The 17,769-nt window shown below is 63.9% G+C and carries 13 protein-coding genes, 1 tRNA gene and 1 pseudogene; 12 read left to right on the top strand and 3 right to left on the bottom strand.

Annotation, left to right across the window (positions count from 1 at the left end; all coding sequences use genetic code 11):
- Positions 1 to 62 precede the first annotated feature (62 nt).
- Positions 63 to 1,418 (top strand): leucyl aminopeptidase family protein, encoded by a 1,356-nt coding sequence (locus DFO45_RS09415; RefSeq protein ID WP_133864632.1) that lies wholly within the window; start codon positions 63 to 65, stop codon positions 1,416 to 1,418.
- Positions 1,411 to 2,265, top strand: a complete 855-nt coding sequence (locus tag DFO45_RS09420; RefSeq protein ID WP_133864633.1) for an NlpC/P60 family protein — start codon at positions 1,411 to 1,413, stop codon at positions 2,263 to 2,265. The genes DFO45_RS09415 and DFO45_RS09420 overlap by 8 nt, the downstream gene beginning before the upstream one ends.
- A gap of 24 nt (positions 2,266 to 2,289) precedes the next feature.
- Here DFO45_RS09420 and DFO45_RS09425 read toward each other — a convergent pair whose 3' ends face one another.
- Positions 2,290 to 3,894, bottom strand: a complete 1,605-nt coding sequence (locus DFO45_RS09425) for a GGDEF domain-containing protein (protein ID WP_166657084.1) — start codon at positions 3,892 to 3,894, stop codon at positions 2,290 to 2,292.
- A gap of 178 nt (positions 3,895 to 4,072) precedes the next feature.
- On the opposite strand from DFO45_RS09425, the gene DFO45_RS09430 reads away from it, so the two are divergent.
- The 3 genes from DFO45_RS09430 (at position 4,073) to DFO45_RS09440 (ending at position 6,685) form a co-directional block, all read left to right on the top strand.
- On the top strand, positions 4,073 to 4,789 hold the full coding sequence (locus DFO45_RS09430) for a YggS family pyridoxal phosphate-dependent enzyme (RefSeq protein ID WP_133864635.1): 717 nt from the start codon (positions 4,073 to 4,075) through the stop codon (positions 4,787 to 4,789).
- A gap of 115 nt (positions 4,790 to 4,904) precedes the next feature.
- Positions 4,905 to 4,980, top strand: a tRNA-Glu gene (locus DFO45_RS09435).
- 67 nt (positions 4,981 to 5,047) lie between these two features.
- Positions 5,048 to 6,685, top strand: a complete 1,638-nt coding sequence (locus tag DFO45_RS09440; protein ID WP_133864636.1) for a tyrosine-type recombinase/integrase — start codon at positions 5,048 to 5,050, stop codon at positions 6,683 to 6,685.
- 1,255 nt (positions 6,686 to 7,940) lie between these two features.
- Here DFO45_RS09440 and DFO45_RS09445 read toward each other — a convergent pair.
- The gene (locus tag DFO45_RS09445) at positions 7,941 to 8,792 is read right to left on the bottom strand and encodes a hypothetical protein (RefSeq protein ID WP_133864637.1); all 852 of its coding nucleotides are present in this window, start codon (positions 8,790 to 8,792) and stop codon (positions 7,941 to 7,943) included.
- A gap of 72 nt (positions 8,793 to 8,864) precedes the next feature.
- Here DFO45_RS09445 and DFO45_RS09450 point away from each other — a divergent pair, with 72 nt between their 5' ends.
- The 5 genes and pseudogenes from DFO45_RS09450 to DFO45_RS09470 all read left to right on the top strand — a co-directional run bounded on the left by DFO45_RS09450 (position 8,865) and on the right by DFO45_RS09470 (position 12,964).
- Entirely contained in the window at positions 8,865 to 9,482 is a 618-nt protein-coding gene (locus DFO45_RS09450; RefSeq protein ID WP_133864638.1) for a hypothetical protein, read from the top strand.
- Positions 9,483 to 9,664: 182 nt separating this feature from the next.
- Positions 9,665 to 9,982: a hypothetical protein gene (locus tag DFO45_RS09455; protein ID WP_133864639.1), complete on the top strand. Its 318-nt coding sequence runs from the start codon at positions 9,665 to 9,667 to the stop codon at positions 9,980 to 9,982.
- A 9-nt stretch (positions 9,983 to 9,991) separates the two neighbouring features.
- Complete coding sequence (locus DFO45_RS09460) at positions 9,992 to 11,248, top strand: plasmid recombination protein (protein ID WP_133864640.1); 1,257 nt, start codon at positions 9,992 to 9,994, stop codon at positions 11,246 to 11,248.
- Positions 11,249 to 12,036: 788 nt separating this feature from the next.
- Positions 12,037 to 12,201, top strand: a pseudogene (locus tag DFO45_RS09465) (IS1595 family transposase); the annotation flags it as partial.
- 52 nt (positions 12,202 to 12,253) lie between these two features.
- Positions 12,254 to 12,964 (top strand): hypothetical protein, encoded by a 711-nt coding sequence (locus tag DFO45_RS09470; RefSeq protein ID WP_166657085.1) that lies wholly within the window; start codon positions 12,254 to 12,256, stop codon positions 12,962 to 12,964.
- Here DFO45_RS09470 and dcm read toward each other — a convergent pair.
- Positions 12,906 to 14,129: a DNA (cytosine-5-)-methyltransferase gene (gene dcm, locus DFO45_RS09475; protein ID WP_133864642.1), complete on the bottom strand. Its 1,224-nt coding sequence runs from the start codon at positions 14,127 to 14,129 to the stop codon at positions 12,906 to 12,908. The two genes, DFO45_RS09470 and dcm, sit on opposite strands and share 59 nt — an antisense overlap.
- Positions 14,130 to 15,511: 1,382 nt before the next feature.
- Between dcm and DFO45_RS09480 the strand changes: the two genes are divergently transcribed.
- The gene (locus DFO45_RS09480) at positions 15,512 to 16,519 is read left to right on the top strand and encodes a hypothetical protein (RefSeq protein ID WP_133864643.1); all 1,008 of its coding nucleotides are present in this window, start codon (positions 15,512 to 15,514) and stop codon (positions 16,517 to 16,519) included.
- 665 nt (positions 16,520 to 17,184) lie between these two features.
- The gene (locus DFO45_RS09485; RefSeq protein WP_133864644.1) at positions 17,185 to 17,661 is read left to right on the top strand and encodes a type VI secretion system tube protein Hcp; all 477 of its coding nucleotides are present in this window, start codon (positions 17,185 to 17,187) and stop codon (positions 17,659 to 17,661) included.
- Positions 17,662 to 17,769: the final 108 nt, after the last annotated feature.

Below are 17,769 nucleotides of genomic sequence, written 5' to 3' on the forward strand. Positions count from 1 at the left end.
TTCGGGGCGCACCGCCGGGCGCGATTCGTTGTGGCTGGCACCAGTTCGTTCGGAGTGAAGCAATGTCGTCCTGTTTCGCCGCGGCCGATGCGCCGAGCCTGCCCATCTGGTGCGTGACCCCCGACAGCTTCGCGGCCGCCGCCATTCCGGAGAGCGCGCGCCGTTTCGCCACCGGCACCGGCTTCACCGGCGAGGCGGGCAAGCTCGTGGCCGTGCCCGGCGCCGACGGGGCGCTCGCGGGCTATCTCTTCGGCTTCGGGCCGGACAGCGATCCCTTCGCCGCTGGCGGCCTGCCGGGCCAGCTCGCGGCCGGCACCTATCGCTTCGAGGGCGCCGTACCGGCCCTCGCGCCCCTCGCCTTCGGCCTCGGCACCTATCGCTTCGAGCGCTACCGCAGCCGCGCCGCCCGCGCCGTCTGCCTCGTGCCGCCTGCCGGCGTTGACGTCGCCGCGCTGACCCGCACGCTGGAGGCGGTGACGCTGGTGCGCGACCTCGTGAACACCCCGGCCAATGATCTTGGCCCGGCCGAAATCGAGGACGCCGCGCGTGCGCTGGCCGCCCGTTTCGACGCCGCGCTCAACGTGGTGGTGGGCGAGGCGCTGCTGGAAGAGAATTTCCCGATGATCCACGCGGTGGGCCGCGCCGCCACCCGTGCGCCGCGCCTCATCGACCTCACCTGGGGGCCGGAGGACGCGCCGAAGGTGACGCTGGTGGGCAAGGGCGTCGCCTTCGACACCGGCGGCCTCGACATCAAGACCTCCGCCGGCATGCTCCTGATGAAGAAGGACATGGGCGGCGCCGCCTCGGCGCTGGGCCTCGCCCAGATGATCATGGGGCGCGGCCTCAAGGTGCGCCTGCGCGTCCTCATCCCGGCGGTGGAAAATGCCATTGCCGGCAACGCCTTCCGCCCCGGCGACGTGCTGAAGAGCCGCAAGGGCCTCTCGGTGGAGATCGGCAATACGGACGCAGAAGGCCGCCTGGTGCTCGCCGACGCGCTGACACTGGCCGATGCGGAAGCGCCCGACCTCCTCATCGATTTCGCCACCCTCACCGGTGCCGCCCGCGTCGCCCTCGGCCCTCAACTGCCGCCGGCCTATACGGACGACGAGGGGCTCGCTGCCGATCTCGCCCGCCATGCGCAGGCCGAGCACGATCCGCTGTGGCGCATGCCGCTCTGGGCGCCGTACGCCGCCATGCTCGACAGCAAGATCGCGGACATCAACAACGCCGGCTCCGGCGGCTTTGCCGGCTCGATCACCGCGGCCCTGTTCCTGAAGCGCTTCGTGGGTGCGGCGAAATCCTGGCTGCACCTCGATATCTATGCCTGGAACCCCTCCACCCGCCCCGGCCGGCCGGAAGGCGGCGAGGCGCAGACCATCCGCGCCCTCGATGCGCTGCTGGCCGAACGCTATGGCTGAGCTGGACCGCCGCCTCACACCCGTGCGGCCGGACCTTGCCGCATCGAGCCTCAAGGGCGTGGTGGATGCCTCGCGCTTTGTGGAGGGCGAGGTGCGCCGGGTGTTCGCGGACGTGGCGCCCCTGCGCCGCGCCCCACGCCCGGACGCCATGCTCGATACCGAGGCCCTCTACGGTGAGACCGTTACGGCGTTCGAGGACGACATGGAGGGCTGGTCCTGGGTCCAACTCGGCCGCGACGGCTATGTGGGCTACATGCCCACCATCGCCATCGGCCCGCTCGGCCCCGCGCCCACGCATCGGGTGAGCGCGCCGCGCACCTTCCTGTTCCCCGGCCTCGACATCAAGCTGCCGCCGGTGGCGACGCTCGTCACCGGCGCCCTCCTCCATGTGCGGGACGTGCGCGGAAAATTTGCCGTGACCGATCGCGGTGCCGTGCCCGTGCGCCATATCCTGCCCCTTGATGCCGCAGAGCCGGATTTCGTAACCGTGGCCGCCAGCCTCCTCGGCACGCCCTATCTGTGGGGCGGCTGCTCCAGCCTCGGCATCGACTGTTCCGGCCTCGTCCAGACGGCGCTCGGCATCGCCGGGATCTCGGCCCCCCGCGACAGCGACATGCAGGAGGCCGCCCTCGGCGCCAGCGTCGACCTTTCCGGCCCGTTCCGGCGGGGCGACCTGCTGTTCTGGCCGGGGCATGTGGGCATTGTGGAGGACGCGGTGACCCTGCTCCACGCCAATGCCTTCCACATGGCGGTGGCCCGCGAGCCGCTTGGCCCGGCGCTTCTCCGCATCGCAGAAGCGGCCGGACCGCTGCGGACGGTGCGGCGGCTCGAGAACGGCGTCGGCTGAACGCCCTATAGGGCGCTTCCCGCCTCAGCGCTTGCGGGCGCCCTCCGAGACGGCGCTCGCCGCCATCACCACCCGGTTGCGGCCGGCGGCCTTGGCCTCATAGAGCGCCTGATCCGCCGCCGCCAGAAGGGCGTCCGGCGAATCCCCCTCCAGCGGCATGGCTACCGCCACACCCACGCTGACGGTGAGGCGGCGATAGGCGGCGGAAGGATGGACGATCTCCAGCGTCTCCACGAGGCGGCGGACATCCTGCGCGACGGCCTCGGCGGCATCCCGGCCGGCGCCGGGCATCAGCACCACGAATTCCTCGCCGCCATAGCGGGCGACCAGATAGGGCGTGCCGGCCACCGCCGCGATGAGCATGCGCGCCACCGCCCGCAGGGCTTCGTCGCCGGCAAGATGGCCGAGCGTGTCGTTATAGGGCTTGAAGTGGTCCACATCGATCATGAGCACGCCGAGCGGCTGGCCGGTCTCGCGGGTGCGGACCCAGTCCTCGGAGAGCTGCACGTCGAAGGTGCGGCGGTTGGCGAGCCCGGTGAGGCCATCCGTGCGGGCGAGTGCCGTGAGACGCCCATTGAGCATGCGCAGGGCTTCCGTGCGCTCGTTGAGGCGCCGGCCGAGATCGCCGAAGGCGCGCACCAGCGGCGCGAACTCCTGCACGCCCACATCGTGCAGCGCCTCCGGCTGGAGCGAGGCCTCCGGCCCGTCGCCGGCGCCAAGCGACGAGACCTGCTGCGCGAGACGGCGGATCGGCAGCACCACGAGCCGGTCGGCGGCGAACCACGAGATGACCAGCACCGCAAGCACCACGGAGAAGTGCAGGAGCACCGAGGAGAGGATCTCCCGATCGATGGGCGCGAGGATCGCCGCCTCGTCCATGCCGAGCACGATGCGCACATCGGTGCCGCCGAAGCGCGCGAAGGCCACATAGCGCCGCACGCCGTCGAGGCCTTCCACCCGCGCATGCCCTTCGTCGCGCCCCACCGTCGCCCGCACCAGCGGGGCATCGGCGAAATTCCGGCCCACGATGTCGGGGCTCGGCGGGTAGCGCACCAGGGAGGTGCCGGCCGAATCGATGACATCCACCGTCACGCCCGCCGACGCGCCCGTCTCGGCGGCGATGCGGGAGAGCCATTGCAGGTCGAGCCCTGCCGCCACCACGGCGATGACGCGCTGGTTGTCGTCGCGCTCGGCCTTGGACAGCACCAGCGAGGCGAGGAGGGAGCTGCCCCGGAAGAGGTCGCTCAGCACCGGCTGGCGGCTGGCGAGCGCCCGCTGGAAGTAAGGCCGCTCAGAGACGTTGCGGCCGACGGTGGCGCGGGAGCTGGCGCAGACCACCCGCCCGTCCGGCGCGGCCAGATAGAGCCCCTGCACGCCGCTCACCTCGCTGTTGAGGCGCTCCATGAGGCGCTGGCAGGCGGCCGGATCGGCCAGAAGCCAATCCGCCTGACGGCTCAGCACCTCCAGCATGGCGCTGGCCGAGACCAGCACTTCCTGCTGCGCCAGCGCCGCGCGCACGGCCATGTCGTGCAACATGGTTTGCGTATCCATGATACGCTCGGCCCGATCAGCCATGAGGCTCAGCACCCGCTCCACCGAAACGGGCACGGTAATGAGCAGAATCAGCAAGACGATGCGCAGCCGGATGCTGCCGCCCCGCGCCGGTTTTGCGGGCGGATCAACAGTGTTGTCCGCGAGGCCTGAGGGCCGATCGTTGCCACGCCAACGCAAAAGCTGCGGTTCTCCTTCCGTCCCGCCCGATCTCAGTGCAAAAGGGGGATCGATTGCAACGTATAAGGAGGCGGTGATGAACAGAAGCGGTGCGAACGCACAATCAGCTTCGATCACGCACAGCGAGGCGCCCGCCCGGCTCGCCGGCATACAGTCCGCCATTGAACAGGCCTGCCGCGACGCGAACCGCGCACGCGAGGCCGTCACTCTCATAGCGGTCTCCAAAACGTTTGGCGCCGAAGAAATCTGGCCCGTTATCGCCGCCGGCCAGCGGGTGTTCGGCGAGAACCGCGTGCAGGAGAGCCAGGCCAAATGGCCGGAGCTGCGCGCCCGGCAGGCCGGCCTCGAGCTCCATCTCATCGGGCCGCTGCAATCCAACAAGGCGGCGGACGCCGTGGCCCTGTTCGACGTTATCCACACCGTGGACCGGCCCAAGATCGCCTATGCCCTGGCCGAGGAAATGTCCCGCCAGGGCCGGCGCCTGCCGGTCTTCATCCAGGTGAACACGGGCGCCGAGCCGCAGAAGGCGGGTGTCCTGCCGGAAGCGGCCGACGCCTTCATCGCCGAATGCCGCGAGAAGGCGGGGCTCGATGTCCGCGGCCTCATGTGCATTCCGCCAGCGGAAGACGTGCCCGCGCCGCATTTCGCCCTGCTGGCGGAAATCGCCCGCCGCAACGACCTGCCCGGCCTTTCCATGGGAATGAGCGCGGATTTCGAGGTGGCCATCCACCAGGGCGCCACCCATGTGCGGGTGGGCAGCGCGCTGTTCGGCAGCCGCCCGCGCCCGGCCTGACGCCCGCCCCTGTGGCGCGCCCGGACAGGGCGTCATCCACAGGCTATACAAGATGTCACCCGACAGGGCTTGATGCGCCGCCGGGTTGCGGATATGTAGAGCGCCTTCCGCGCACGCTCCCATCGTCTAGCGGTCTAGGACGTCGCCCTCTCACGGCGAAAACAGGGGTTCGAGTCCCCTTGGGAGCGCCAGCGCTATCTCATTGAAATTAATGACAAATTCGGTGTGCAGCCCTGTGATCTACACAGAGGTCTACACATGCCCCGCTATCTCTGGTGCCGGCCATCGGGATGGGTCTTCCAGGTCAGTGTTCCGAAAGCCTCGCGCCATCTTGGCGTGTCCCCATTCCGAATCGGGCTTGGTCGCCTCACGGCAATCGAGGCTCGCTGGCGCGCCCGCATCCTGGCGGGATGGGCAGCCGTGGCGATGGAGAGAGAAGTGTCCCGGGAAGAGGTCTCACGCGGACTGATCGCCTTGGCAAGGGAGCTCGCGAACGTTCGGAGAGAGGCGTTCGGCGCAGGCATCCGGATGCTCAATGCACAGACGGTATGGTCGGAAGAAGCCGCCAACGGCGAAACGGCCGATCCGGATATCGTTCGTCATTTCCAGAAGGCCGAGGCAAAGCATCGGGAACGACGGGATGCCTTGCGCAGGATGCAGGTTCGGCTCGACCTGATCGGCTCGGAAATCAAGCGAGACGGAGAGGACTGGGCCATCGAGAGGGCGACTTACGAGCGAACGCTCGATCGCCTTTCCACCATGCGAGGACAATCGCAGCCGGACATTCCCCACCTGTCCATCATCGCCGAAGAGATCATAGGAGCGAAGGAGCAGGCGATCGGAGGGCGGTCGGGATACCCGGCGCGGCTGCGCCGCGCGGTCCGGTCTTTCATCCTTATCGTCGGTGACAAGACCGTGGATCAATACATGCCGCTCGATCTCCAGCGTTACGTCTCCATCATCGGCGCGCTGCCATCGACGTGGACGTCAGATAAACGCTTGCGCAATCTGACGCCGATCGAAGCCATCGAACGAGCCAAGACGATCAAGGGTCTGAAGCCAATCTCCAAGACAACCGTTGCAGAATACCTTGCTGAATTCCGCTCAGTCTGGATGGTGGTGCGGGCCACCTATCCCGACCACGCGCGTGCCCTCGGCCACGAGGACGTCCGTCTCACGCTTCCCCGTTCCGCCGCTCGCCCGGTTGAACGTGAAGGGTTGCCCATTAAGGCGATCAACACATGGCTCGCGAATGCCGCGCGGGAACGGCGTCCCGACGACAAGTACTTGCCCCTTCTCGGAGCACTCACCGGCGCTCGATTGGGCGAGCTCGTGGGGCTTCAGGTCGAAGACTTGCATCGATTTGAAGACCATTGGACGCTCTCTCTGGTGGAGGACGTTGAGGACGAGGACGGCGAGACGCACGAACGTCAGGTCAAGACAGAGCAGTCTCGTCGCGTCATAGCCCTACCCGATGCAATCGCTGACACCGGCTTTATCCAGTGGGCAGGAGGCCTCCGAATTGGCCCGCTTTGGCCTCAACTTCTCCGCAGCGTGCGGCCCCACGCAACGGCGTCGAAGCGGATGATGAGGGTGATGAAGCAACTTGGAATTCATGGCCCCGGGCAGACCTTTCATTCGCTCCGGCATGGATACAAGGATTACCTCAGAGTCATGAAGGTCGATAAGCGAACGATAAACCAGCAAGTGGGACACGCGCACGATAGCGTTGGCGAAGGGTATGGTGCCAAGACGCTGCGGCCCGACGAGATCCGGCTGATCGCCACTCTGGCATTGCCTGACGGCCTCGATTTGAAACCCTACTCCGAGGTTGGTGCAGCCCCAATACTTCGCCGAACCGGGCGCCCCCGTAAGGACGCAACCCGCGCTGGGTGAGCGTCGGCGTAGCCGGCGCGACTCGAGCGTACCGCGTCGCTCCCGCGAGAGGCGTGGGGGCCCCTACAGGGGGCGGAGTCCGGCCATGGCCCGGCGGATATGGCTTTCTCATTGCCATAATAGTGTTGTCGCTCCAATTTCGTGCGTCACGAAATTGGAGCGACAGATGGCCGACATCAGCACGATTCCCCCGAAGCGTGGGCGAGGCCGGCCCCCAAAGGGAAAGAAGGCCATGACTGCTGTTGAACGATCCCGCTTGCGGCGTGATCGGGCCGCAGCAATCCGCGCTCAATGCGACTTGGCCCGGCACCACGCGGAAGTTGGTTTAACCAGATTGGCGGCCATCACCGAGAGCACTGAAGCGGACAGAGATCGTTATGCCCTCATCTGGGCTGACCTTAGAGATGTAGCCCGAGAACTCCGGCAGATAGCCGGACTCCTTTCCGAGCGCGGCATAAAGGATTCGGTCCAGTGGCAACGCTACGCACGGGGAGAGACGAGGGGGTTTCATCCGGCGGACTGAAGCCTCGGAGGCTTGACGCCGGCGATCCCCTGCTCCCGGCCACGTAAGATCGGTCGCCTTCGGAAGGCATGAGCCTGCGTCGGCCGGCCCGGAGGGCTGACCGCGGACGGAGCGGGAGGGCCGTCAAGCGGAATTGCGCCGGGTGGTGCGGGCGCAGGATCGGAGTGCCGCGGCGCTCCGATCCGAGCCTCGGCCGGTGCCATTCCGCTTGATGGAACGGACGCGACCCCAACCTCCTGCGCCCGGGTGAGGACGTGACGAAGGGCCAAAGGCCCGAAGGCATGCCCTCACCCGGACTAGCCCCGCGGCAATGAGCGGGGGGTGAAGGGGGCAACGCCCCATGGGGTTGGGGCTGGGTTGGGCCAATCGAGATGGAGGCGTGTCGGCGTTTGACCTATGCACCGTCTGCCCACACCATGAAAAGGAAGGCCGCCCGGTCATCGTCCTGGCAGGGACTCGCGGGCGGCGTGTGAACGAGGTCATGATGATCGCCGGCATCGCGCATAGCAATCCTGCCCGCCACATCGGCGGGTGATCCCGGGGCTGGCATACCCTGCCAGCCGATCGACAGCCTCCCCTGCTCCAGAACGTCAACAGATTTTGCCTCACCGTCCGGTTCCGGGCGGCCTCGCCGCTCGGGCGCAGTCATGCGTCCAAGCACGTGGCTCGGCCCCCGGCACGGGGGCGGCGAAGGACGCCGCGGGGCGCCTGCGGATATTCGACGGCGCACCGTCACCATGCATCGCGATCGATCCCCATGTCGCGACGTCGTCGGCCGGCGCGAGGAGCGACGTCGCCAGCCTGGCCGGAAGGCCGGGCCTTGTCAGTAGAGGTGCTGCGTTTCTCCCTGTCCTCGACGACGAGGAAGCAGGGCATGGGCAGGGCGAGGAGGAAGCCGCCGAATGCCCGCTTACGACGACGAGAGGTCGGTACGATCTTCGCCATGGCATCGCTCGTCTTCTTCGTCCAGAAGACGGAACCCGAGGACCGGCAGTATGCGGATGCGGCCGGGCTGGGCATGAGGTTGACGATGTCGCCGTTCATCTTTCCGGCGAAGGCCGGGCCTACGCGACCGGCGTCTATCGGTGCGACTCTGCCGTCCTCTGTCCAACCTGCGTGCCAAGCCGAGCGTTCCAGATACAGCAGCGCCTCACCCGTGCCGTGAAGGCCTGCGTCGAGATGGGGGGATCGGTCTGGTTCGTGACGCCTACCGTTCGTCGTATCAAGGATGCCTCCTTGGCCGCAATGCGGCAGGGCTTCCAGGAAGCCTTCAGGGAAGCGCGGCAGGGGGCTGGCTGGGTGGGACCGTCCCGGCAAGCTGGCGTACTTGGCGTATCGGGAGTCATCGAGGCTCCCTGGAGTCCTGTTACCGGCTGGGGGCTTCACGGCCATTACCTGGTCTTCTTCGATCATCAGGATTCGCAAAGGGCCCAGGCTGCCTGCCAACTTCTCATCGGCCGTTTCCTCCGCCTGCTGCCGGATCACGGTCTCACCGGCACGTGGTCCGCGCAGGATGCAGAGGAATGCGTTGATGCCACGAAGGCTGCCCGATACTGCGGCAAGCTCGCATCCGAGTTGGCGCATGGATGGGTCAAGACCGGTAGGAAGAGGGGCTCCACCTCCGTCCACGCCTTTGCCCTCGCGGCGAAGGGGACAATGCAGGTCGACGTCGAAGGACTCGATCGTGTTTCCCGGAAGCGGTGCCGCGAGCTCTGGCAGGAATACGCTGGGGCCATGAAAGGCATCCGGCTTGGCGTCGTGTCCCATCATCTTGCGCGGAAGCTGGGCATCGTTGCCGAGGCCGACGACGAGCAGCCCGGTGTTCGCCAGCTCCTCGAGCTCGAACGGGTAGGCACGATCGAGGCACCGACGTGGGACGGGCTTGTCGGCCGGGGTCGGGTTGGCGAACTGCTTTCCCGAGTTGAGGGCTTCGTGCGGAGGATCGAGTTCGACGACGACGATGTCGAACCGGAATATGACGGCTGGCGGGATGTGCTGGCATGGGCGCTGGATGCAGGCCGAGAGGATAACGAGGGCGACGACGACTTCCTGCGCCGAGATGCAGGCCGCCCAGATCGACCATCGCCGTCGCCGGCGGAAGTGAAGGCGTCAGTCGACGCTGATCGCATGATGGCCCGCCGCCGGGTCCGGGCGAGCCTCAACGCGGCGACCGGAGCGGGCACGTTCGCCCGGCTACGGAGAGCCATCGCCGATGATGCCGCTGCGCATCCGGGTATCTTACTGACCGAGGCCGAGGTCCTGATGGCCGCGTGACGGAATGCCTGGTGGGGCGCTGGGCGTGACGGGTTCATCCCGATGGAGGCCGCGCATCCTGCGTGAACCCTCGGAGAGCCGACGGCTATGGAGCGCAGCGCAATAGCGGTAGTCGGTCACTACGACTTCCGCCGGCAGCGTTCTGGGCTCACGCTCTCTGTGACTCGCAGGAGAACATCCACATGACGAAACTCATTGACCATCCCGGCATCGGGCATCCAGACATCTACCCAAGGCTCACAGTGCTAACACGCTGTGGCGAGAGTCGGATGGAAATCGTCGCGGCGGGTACCGCGCTGAGACCGGACGGTACTCCGGTTCGTTTTTGGGTGCCTATCTTTTTTGGTTCGGAGAACGACAGCGCTCACTGCCCAGGCCTAGTCTGCACAGATGCTGCGCTCGGCGTGCGCGATGCGGTGGGCGAGGTCGAGCGGCAGATCGGAATAATCGCCCGCCAGGCCATCAGCCGCAGCGGCGACGAAGTTCCTCCTCTGGAGTGAATTGTCGTCATGGCCTACCAGTTCGTGCACCTCGAAGCTTACAGCCGGAAATCGGATTCGAAAGGCCGATCGGTTGGGTGGGTGATCTCTGAGGCCGCGCGCGAGCCGGGGGCGAGCCCGCATGTGCCGCAGCCCTTGCCACCGCAGGTCATCCATGGTGTCGATCTCGACGAGGTCCGTCGCCGGCACGATGCAGCGTGCGAGGGCGCGCGCACGACGCTCGCGAACGGCAAGAGCCGCGCCGTCCGCAAGGACCAGAAAAGCTTGTTGACAGTCGTTGCGTCGCACCCCGTGCCCATGGATCAGGCCCGTGCCAACACCGCCACGGCCGCCGACGTCGCGGCTTGGGAGGTTCGCACCGTGGCATGGCTCCGGCAGCAATACGGCGACGGCCTGCTGTCGGTTGTCAGGCACACCGATGAGAGCCATCCGCACGTCCATGCTTACGTCCTGCCCGACGATCTCCGCGCCGCTCGACTGCATCCCGGCACCGAGGCCAAGCGTCTCGTCGTCGCCGGGGGAGCGGCCGAGGGCGAGGATGCGAAGACGCTGAATAAGCGTGGTGACGTCGCCTACAAGCGGGCAATGAGGGAGTGGCAAGATTCCTATCATCGGCACGTCGGCATCCCCTCCGGTCTCGCTCGCCTCGGTCCCGGACGGCGGCGACTGAGCCGGGAAGAATGGCAGGTCGAAAAGACCGCGGCCTTGGCGGCGAAGACAGCCCTCGATCGTGCCTCCAGGATCGAGGGTCGCACCCGAGAACACGTCGCCTCCGTGAAGGCCAAGGCCGCTTCCGTGATTGCCAAGGCGCAGGAAAGGGCTGCCGCCACGGAGCAGCAAGCGGCGGCAGCGGCAGCCCTACAGGCGGCAGCCGAAACCAAGGAAAGGAAGGCCGCCGCGACGCTCGCTCGCGCCGGCAGCGTGGCCGAGCAGATCGTCGCCAAAGCGGAGCAACGGGCATCACGAATGAATTCGTGGGGTGGCCGTCTCCGGGCTCTTTGGGATGGCCTACGTCGGTCTTCGATCATGGCCGCGGCACGCCTCGACGCGGCTCGGGAGATCGCACGCGAGCGAGCCCGGGCGGACGATGCTGCTCGGCGCGCTCTCGACGAATCCACGCGGAGGCAAGAAGCGGAGCGGCGAGCCCGAGTGGCCACAGCCTCCGTACAGGTAACGGCGCGCGAAAGGGATCAGGCCCGTCAAGAACTGCTGGCGCTGCGGCCAGCGGCGTCAGCAATCAACGCAGGCAGGAGAATGGGAAGATGACGAAGCAAGAATTTCGTGCGTCACGAAAACGTAAGTCCTGCTCGGGGGTGGCCTCCGCCCGTGCCCGACATAGACGCGCACGCGCCGAGGGAACATCGCCTATGAAAGGGGAGATTCTGTTCGGCGTAACCTGGATCTCGTCATTCATGGCGGCGATGTCCGTGGCTCCCTTTGTTTGGACTGCGGCATGGCTGCGGCCGTGGATGCCGAAACGCGATGCTGAACCACCGCACGAGCCTCATCCGCGGGAGCTTGGAGTTCCCGGACCACTGCGACCGGGAACACGCGGTGTGATGCATGGCCGGTATCGGTCAGTGCCGTCGATGTCGTTGATCATGCGCGACCTGAAGCGCCCGGTCGCGCACGACGCCGCGCGGGCCGCTCTGATGGCCCGGCTCGGTAGCGATCCCGCTACTCGCAAGTGGGCAGCGGCTCAGATCGATGGCGACGAGATGCGGCGGCTGGCTCTGCATGTCCGTCCCGGGCGATCCGACGTCGACGTGATGGCAGCGTGGTGCGCCGAGGCGGCAGCCGAACGTGCTGCCTCCGAGGCTGAGGTAGCGGCGGCCATGCGTGCGAGGACCGGCGCAGCGAACGCGGTCGCCCAAGACGGTAGCGAGGGAGACCGCGGTGCGCCGGCGGCGCCTCGTATTCGATGATGGATCACCCACGACGCCTCGCTTTCATCGCTGCACGGCCTCGCAGCGCCCCTGCCTGATCGCTCTCATTCGCCAGGCGCTTCTGTCGGCCTGCGGTTGAACCGCCTTCTTGGTGGTTGATGCGATCACATCAGCGGCCCCTATCTTGAGGCTTATTCCGCTGAAATGGCGTGGCGTGAGGATCATCGCCGCGTTAGCAATGGGGAGCAGTACCTGATGACGGCCAGCGCGGCGTTGGCACCCCCAGATAGCCGGGTGTGGAAGAGCTATTGGCAGCGGGGCAACATAGCTTGATCTTCACGACTTGAGCCGATCAATATGCAGCCCACGCATTCGGGGGATGGTTATGGCGCGGTCAACGATTGTCGCTCAAGATGATGCTCGTGAGAACAGATTGGTAGATATTTTCAATCTTGTTCGTCCCGCCAATAGAGTCAGGCACGGAACTGACGCGATATTGCTGGTGGATGGGCATGAATTGGAGTTCGAGCTAAAATCAGTGACATCCGCTGGCGGAAGCGTAAGCACTGTGCGCGATCTTGGGCCGGATCATATCGCAAAGTGGCGAAATAAACATTGGATAATCGCTAAATTTGATGGATTAGACTTAGCCGAATGTAGATACGGAACCCCGGATGACATGGCTGCATGGATTTCTAAAATATGGGAGTATGTGCGCGTCGATTTCGAGGCTGCGGATCTTGTGCCGGGATTGGTTGACAATTCAACTATGCATCGACTTTTGGGAAAAAAGGAAAAATATTCATACGATGAAGCCAAGAGATTACAAAAAAATCAACTAAATTCAAAAGAATACAAGGCGATGATGGATGCTGGAGATGGATACTCGGAAGAGCGAATGCTCGAATTATTTAGAGGACGCGTAAAATATTTAATAAATCGAGGATCAACACTCAACAACCCTCATATCCCTGCGGAATATTTCAAAAGCTGGACTCTTATAGAGCGGGACCATGCCGCAATTTTAAGAGAGACAGCTAGGAACTGGCTTTCGACAAAGCCACCTGTATTGATGCCGCCAAATGATACGCCATAGGTGGTGCGACCGAGTTTCCGATTAGCCCAAGTGCCGCATAAACAGTTTGGCCAACAGGCCAGTCCGCAGGAAACCCTTGGAGCACCAAACAATCCGGGACCGACAACCGAAAATGACCGTTCTTGGTCACATATTGGCTCGCCCTATCCCTGTCGAGCGCGACGCCGTTAGGCCAAATTTGGAGCGCTTCCCACGCCCGCTGGGCAGAAACGGAGTTCAATACGCTGGTGGTGTGGCGAGGGCCAGTGAACCCGCTACGGATCGTTGGAGCCAGCCCGTCGATACCGATGTCTGCAAGCCCGAGAGCCTCTCTCGTCCCCATCGTTGGCTTAAGACCTGCTGGGGTGCCCCCACCATCAAGGTGGGCAGCGGAGTATGTCGGCTTTGGCGGATGGAATGACAACGCTGCATTTTTATTTCTGAATCCAACGAAAAACACACGACGGCGCTTCTGCGGAACGCCGAAATCCGCAGCTTCCAACGTAAACATCGATATTTCGTACGTACTCGACAGAGGTTCATATATATTTTTCTGTATATATTCAGAAAAACGCTTAGTTGCGAGTCCAGTTACATTTTCGCAGACGAAAACAGGAGGCTCAGACAATTTTACAGCGCGCACCAGTTCGGGGATGAGGTCACGCTCATCAGCGGCCCCGTTGCGCCGGCCAGCCTGACTGAATGGTTGGCAGGGAGGTCCGCCGTGCAAGACATCAACCTTTCCTCGGTATGCTCTCCAATCTACCTGCTTAACGTCGCCATCCGACCCACTGTGGACTGTCCATGACGGGCGCGCGCGCCGCAGGGTATCTCCAGCGACTGATAGGATTTCATAGCTCGCTATGTGCAAATAGCCGGCGCGATCGAAACCAAGATCCATGCCGCCTCCGCCGCTGAACAACGACAAGGTGCGCAACCCATTACCGCGTTTTTTGGGCATAAGCTTAAGAGGATCTAGACGCGGAACATTCACCGGGTGTTTAGGCTGGACGCATTCTCCGTTTTCCGCGCGGCGCTTCGCGTCCTGAGCCGCCAATGTCGTTAGGCGGAACGACTCGCGCTCGGCATCGGTCAGTTGCCGGGCGTGATACCAAGGCGCATCAGTTCCCCGTGCGGACCGGCGCTTTTGACTTCCAACCGAAGTGGTCCAGCCAGCGTCATTCATGGGATCTCTCGCGCCGGGAACGGATGAACGATCATAGATTCAGAGGGTACGCCAAGCGTCAAGTGAGTTGAAATGTACAAGGTGTCCCAGATCCCGAGAAATCCATTGATGTCATGGATTTAGCGAAAAACCACAGCACCCAAAATAGCTGTGAGGAGGCCACTCCGCGTGATTGTAACCAGGATTCGCCGTGCACCGCAGATTGGCCGGCGCAGCTCGAATACCCCTCTCACCGGCCGCGCTGGTCGCCAGTATGAAGCCGAGTGGTGCCCTCCACCCGGATCACGGCTCCTCCTTTGACGATCATGACCGTGATCGCGGGACCGGCGGCGGCGGTCGTCCCCGAGAGCCGCTGAGAACTTACCGAAGTCGTATCGAGTCTGCACGCGACCCCGTTCGCATCCATCCGATCGGCGACCACACGCTGAATGGCGTATCCTGAGCGACCGGGGGAGATGGCGATTCAGCATTCGACGTCTCGTCCGCACTCTCCGGCCCACTCCCCAACCCAACCCAACAATCCCGTACCGTCGCAGGCGTCGCTGCCAGCACGATATAGTTCATCACGAATCCTCCCCATTCAGCCGCGAAGATGCCTTGAGAAGGGGGAAGGCACAATTGTTGACACCCGCAGGATTCAAGCCTACACGGCCCTCAGCACAGGGTGCGCCGGATATGTGCCTTATTTCAGTGACTTAAGTAAAAATCGGCATCTCAGTCCCCTTGGGAGCGCCACCTTCCCTTATATTTCAATGCGTTGTGACCCGGTGATACACGGGGGTCATACACATTGGCGGGTTGGCCGCGGCGCTTCCCCCATATTGAAACCGCGAAGCACGGTGTTTTTCGCTATCGCAGACGCGCGCCCGGCCACCTGATCAGCACCGCCGACAAGCGCGCGGTGCTGACGATGGATGCCCGCCCAATATCTTCGCTGCACCCCCAAGCGACCGCGTTTGAACCCCTTGCCGCAACGGGGCGGATGTCTCGTGCCAAGTTGGCGCCGCACCCGACCCGGCGGGTGAGACCCAAGGTGCTGCCTCCGGGGACGATGGGCGCCCGTCCCAGAAGGCGGCGCGCCCGAGGCCCCACCCGATATTCCCGCGCCGGGAAACGCCGAGCAGTTATCGCGCCCCAACCCGACCCGGCCCGAAACGATCCGACTCAGCCGCGCGCCCGGCCGGAAAGGAAAGACGGTCCGACACGAGCATCCGGGGGTACGCACCTTGGAAACCGGGCCTTGATTTGTTAAGGTTCCCCTTAAGTCAGGGATCATTTCTGACTATTTTAATATTTATTCATGGACCGACATGATGTCGGCCTTTCGTGAACCCGCGCGCATATGACGTGATTGCGCGGCTTCTCTCCGTGGGGAGGGAAAGATGGTTTCGAGCATTGGTGCATCCTATAACGTGCTGTCCCTGTTTCGGAGCAGCACGAGCCCGCAGTCCTCCGCCAGCAGCGAGGCCGTTGAGTCAATCATAGAAAAAGCGCGGCAGATGCGCGCCGACGTGAAGCCCTCCTACATGCAGGGCGTGAGCCTCGGCACGGCGGCCTGGATGTCTCAGGCGGAGACGGCCGGGAACTATATCTACGTCAAGGATCTGGATCTCACGAAGCTTCGAGCCCAGTTCGGCAGCGACGACGAATTCAGTCGGTTTACGCAGAGATTGGCGGAGAACACGACGGGGTATTGGCCGACATACAATGATTTTAACGAGGCGGTCACCGTTTTCCGTGCCGATTACAAGATAATGCAGGAGTATCAGCAAAAAGAATCTGCCTACACCTCCCGCGTGGAGGCGACCGGGTCAGAAACCCTTAAAAAGATGCTCGAGATTCGGAGCAGTGAACCGCTCACCATGGCTTCTGCGATCCGCAGCTACAATGCGCAGCATCTGATCGCCCAGGACGGATATAAGTTTGTCGAGGAGCAGCAGAAAAGGCTCGAGACGGCGACGCAACCCGATGATATCGCAAAGATCAAAGACGGCATTATGCTGGCAAATGATTATATAGAGAGATACGAGAAGGTATCTGAAATATTTGATACCTATCTCGCATATTTCGACATGGAGTGGAATTCACGCGCTTATGAAGTCGTCGGCGAGCTCTATCACAAGAATGATGACGGGACCTATGCCATCGGGGCGTTCCAGATCCAGACAAAAGACGAAAATCTCGTCTACTGGTCTTCCGACGGCAGCGGCATAGCCAAGATGTATTATGCCATGGGCGGCTACGACGAGGTCGATCTCGCGTTCAGCTATATGCCGCCGAACCCCATTGATACGATGGCAAAGCGCATCGACCATCTCCAGAGCCTGCCCTACAGGGCGGTCACGGCGGATGGACAGATGGCGTTCTCCGCCAGGCCCCTTCCCTTCTGAACAAGGGAAAGCTCCGACGCCACAAGCCGGAGGGTAGAGCCGCATCCCATGACATAGACCGCCGCACGCGGGAGCGGCGCCCGGGCGACTGCGGCATGCCCACTGCGTCTTGTGTGCGGAGCGGCGCCCCGCTCAATCTGATCCCGCGCAGGCTGGCGGCGGCGGATATCGGCACCGCTGCCGTCTGCACATCGGGTCTTAAAACATCAGAGCAGGAAGACGCCGCCCCGGTGGTGGCGGTGCAGACGCAAGGCGGTGCGTTTCTCCCAAACGATGGATGCGACCGACAGCGCCCGGGAAGGAGTTTTCCCGACGCACAAATGGAGCCCCGACGGGGAAAGCCCCCGCCACCGTGCGGGGCTTTCGTCTGTCTGCCGCCCCCCCCTCCAAAAACCGACGCTTGGCACGCCGGACGCGCGACCGACACGCTCAAAACACCCGGCGCGTTCCCCGACATGCCGCAATGCAAAAAGGGAGGAAACAAGGTATCCGCGGGACCGGATATAAGGTTTCACGATATAGCGTATCGGGCGCGCGATGATCTTCTATATCTTCACATGCTTGTAAAGGCGATCACACAGTCGCCACAAACAAGTACACGGAACGCCAAAGACGGCCCCTACCACTCTACCCGGTTCGAAACCGAGAAAGTCTAGGGGATCATCATGGCTATCTATGTGAACTACGACGGTATCCAGGGCGAAGCCACGCAGCAGGACCACAAGAAGTGGATCGACGCTCTCTCGCTCACCTGGGGCGTGGGGCGCGGCATCTCGACGGTCGCCGGCTCGGGCAACAACCGCGAGGCCTCCGAGCCGTCCGTGAGTGAAGTCTCGATCGTGAAGGCCTTCGACGCCGCCTCTCCCAAGCTCTTCACCGAATCCTGCACCGGCAATGTCGGCAAGACGGTGAAGATCGACCTCGTGAGCACGGGCAACCCCGGCGTCACCTACTGCACCTATACGCTGACCAACGCGCTGATCTCGTCCTATTCGGTCTCCTCCGGTGGCGATCGCCCGACGGAGTCCGTCTCCATCAGCTTCACGAAGCTCGAATTCAAGTTCACGCCCTATGACGACAAAAACAAGGCTGGTACCCCGGTGACGGTGTCCTACGACCTCGCGACCACCAAGAGCTCGTGATACGCATAAAGCCAAGCTTATGATCTTACCGCGCGCCGCCCGGCGCGCGGTCGTTATCTGACACGTTAAGCGGCAGCCGCCCGCGCCGGAGGTTTGGGAATGGGACGA

The organism is Azorhizobium sp. AG788 (assembly GCF_004364705.1).
GTDB lineage: Bacteria > Pseudomonadota > Alphaproteobacteria > Rhizobiales > Xanthobacteraceae > Azorhizobium > Azorhizobium caulinodans.

What these genes read in the sequence shown, in the direction of transcription:
- DFO45_RS09415 (WP_133864632.1), top strand. Translation starts at nt 63, where the DNA reads ATGTCGTCCTGTTTCGCCGCGGCCGATGCGCCGAGCCTGCCCATCTGG.
- DFO45_RS09420 (WP_133864633.1), top strand. Translation starts at nt 1,411, where the DNA reads ATGGCTGAGCTGGACCGCCGCCTCACACCCGTGCGGCCGGACCTTGCC.
- DFO45_RS09430 (WP_133864635.1), top strand. Translation starts at nt 4,073, where the DNA reads ATGAACAGAAGCGGTGCGAACGCACAATCAGCTTCGATCACGCACAGC.
- DFO45_RS09440 (WP_133864636.1), top strand. Translation starts at nt 5,048, where the DNA reads ATGCCCCGCTATCTCTGGTGCCGGCCATCGGGATGGGTCTTCCAGGTC.
- DFO45_RS09445 (WP_133864637.1), bottom strand. Translation starts at nt 8,792, where the DNA reads ATGCGCCAACTCGGATGCGAGCTTGCCGCAGTATCGGGCAGCCTTCGT.
- DFO45_RS09450 (WP_133864638.1), top strand. Translation starts at nt 8,865, where the DNA reads ATGCAGGTCGACGTCGAAGGACTCGATCGTGTTTCCCGGAAGCGGTGC.
- DFO45_RS09455 (WP_133864639.1), top strand. Translation starts at nt 9,665, where the DNA reads ATGACGAAACTCATTGACCATCCCGGCATCGGGCATCCAGACATCTAC.
- DFO45_RS09460 (WP_133864640.1), top strand. Translation starts at nt 9,992, where the DNA reads ATGGCCTACCAGTTCGTGCACCTCGAAGCTTACAGCCGGAAATCGGAT.
- DFO45_RS09470 (WP_166657085.1), top strand. Translation starts at nt 12,254, where the DNA reads ATGGCGCGGTCAACGATTGTCGCTCAAGATGATGCTCGTGAGAACAGA.
- dcm (WP_133864642.1), bottom strand. Translation starts at nt 14,129, where the DNA reads ATGAATGACGCTGGCTGGACCACTTCGGTTGGAAGTCAAAAGCGCCGG.
- DFO45_RS09480 (WP_133864643.1), top strand. Translation starts at nt 15,512, where the DNA reads ATGGTTTCGAGCATTGGTGCATCCTATAACGTGCTGTCCCTGTTTCGG.
- DFO45_RS09485 (WP_133864644.1), top strand. Translation starts at nt 17,185, where the DNA reads ATGGCTATCTATGTGAACTACGACGGTATCCAGGGCGAAGCCACGCAG.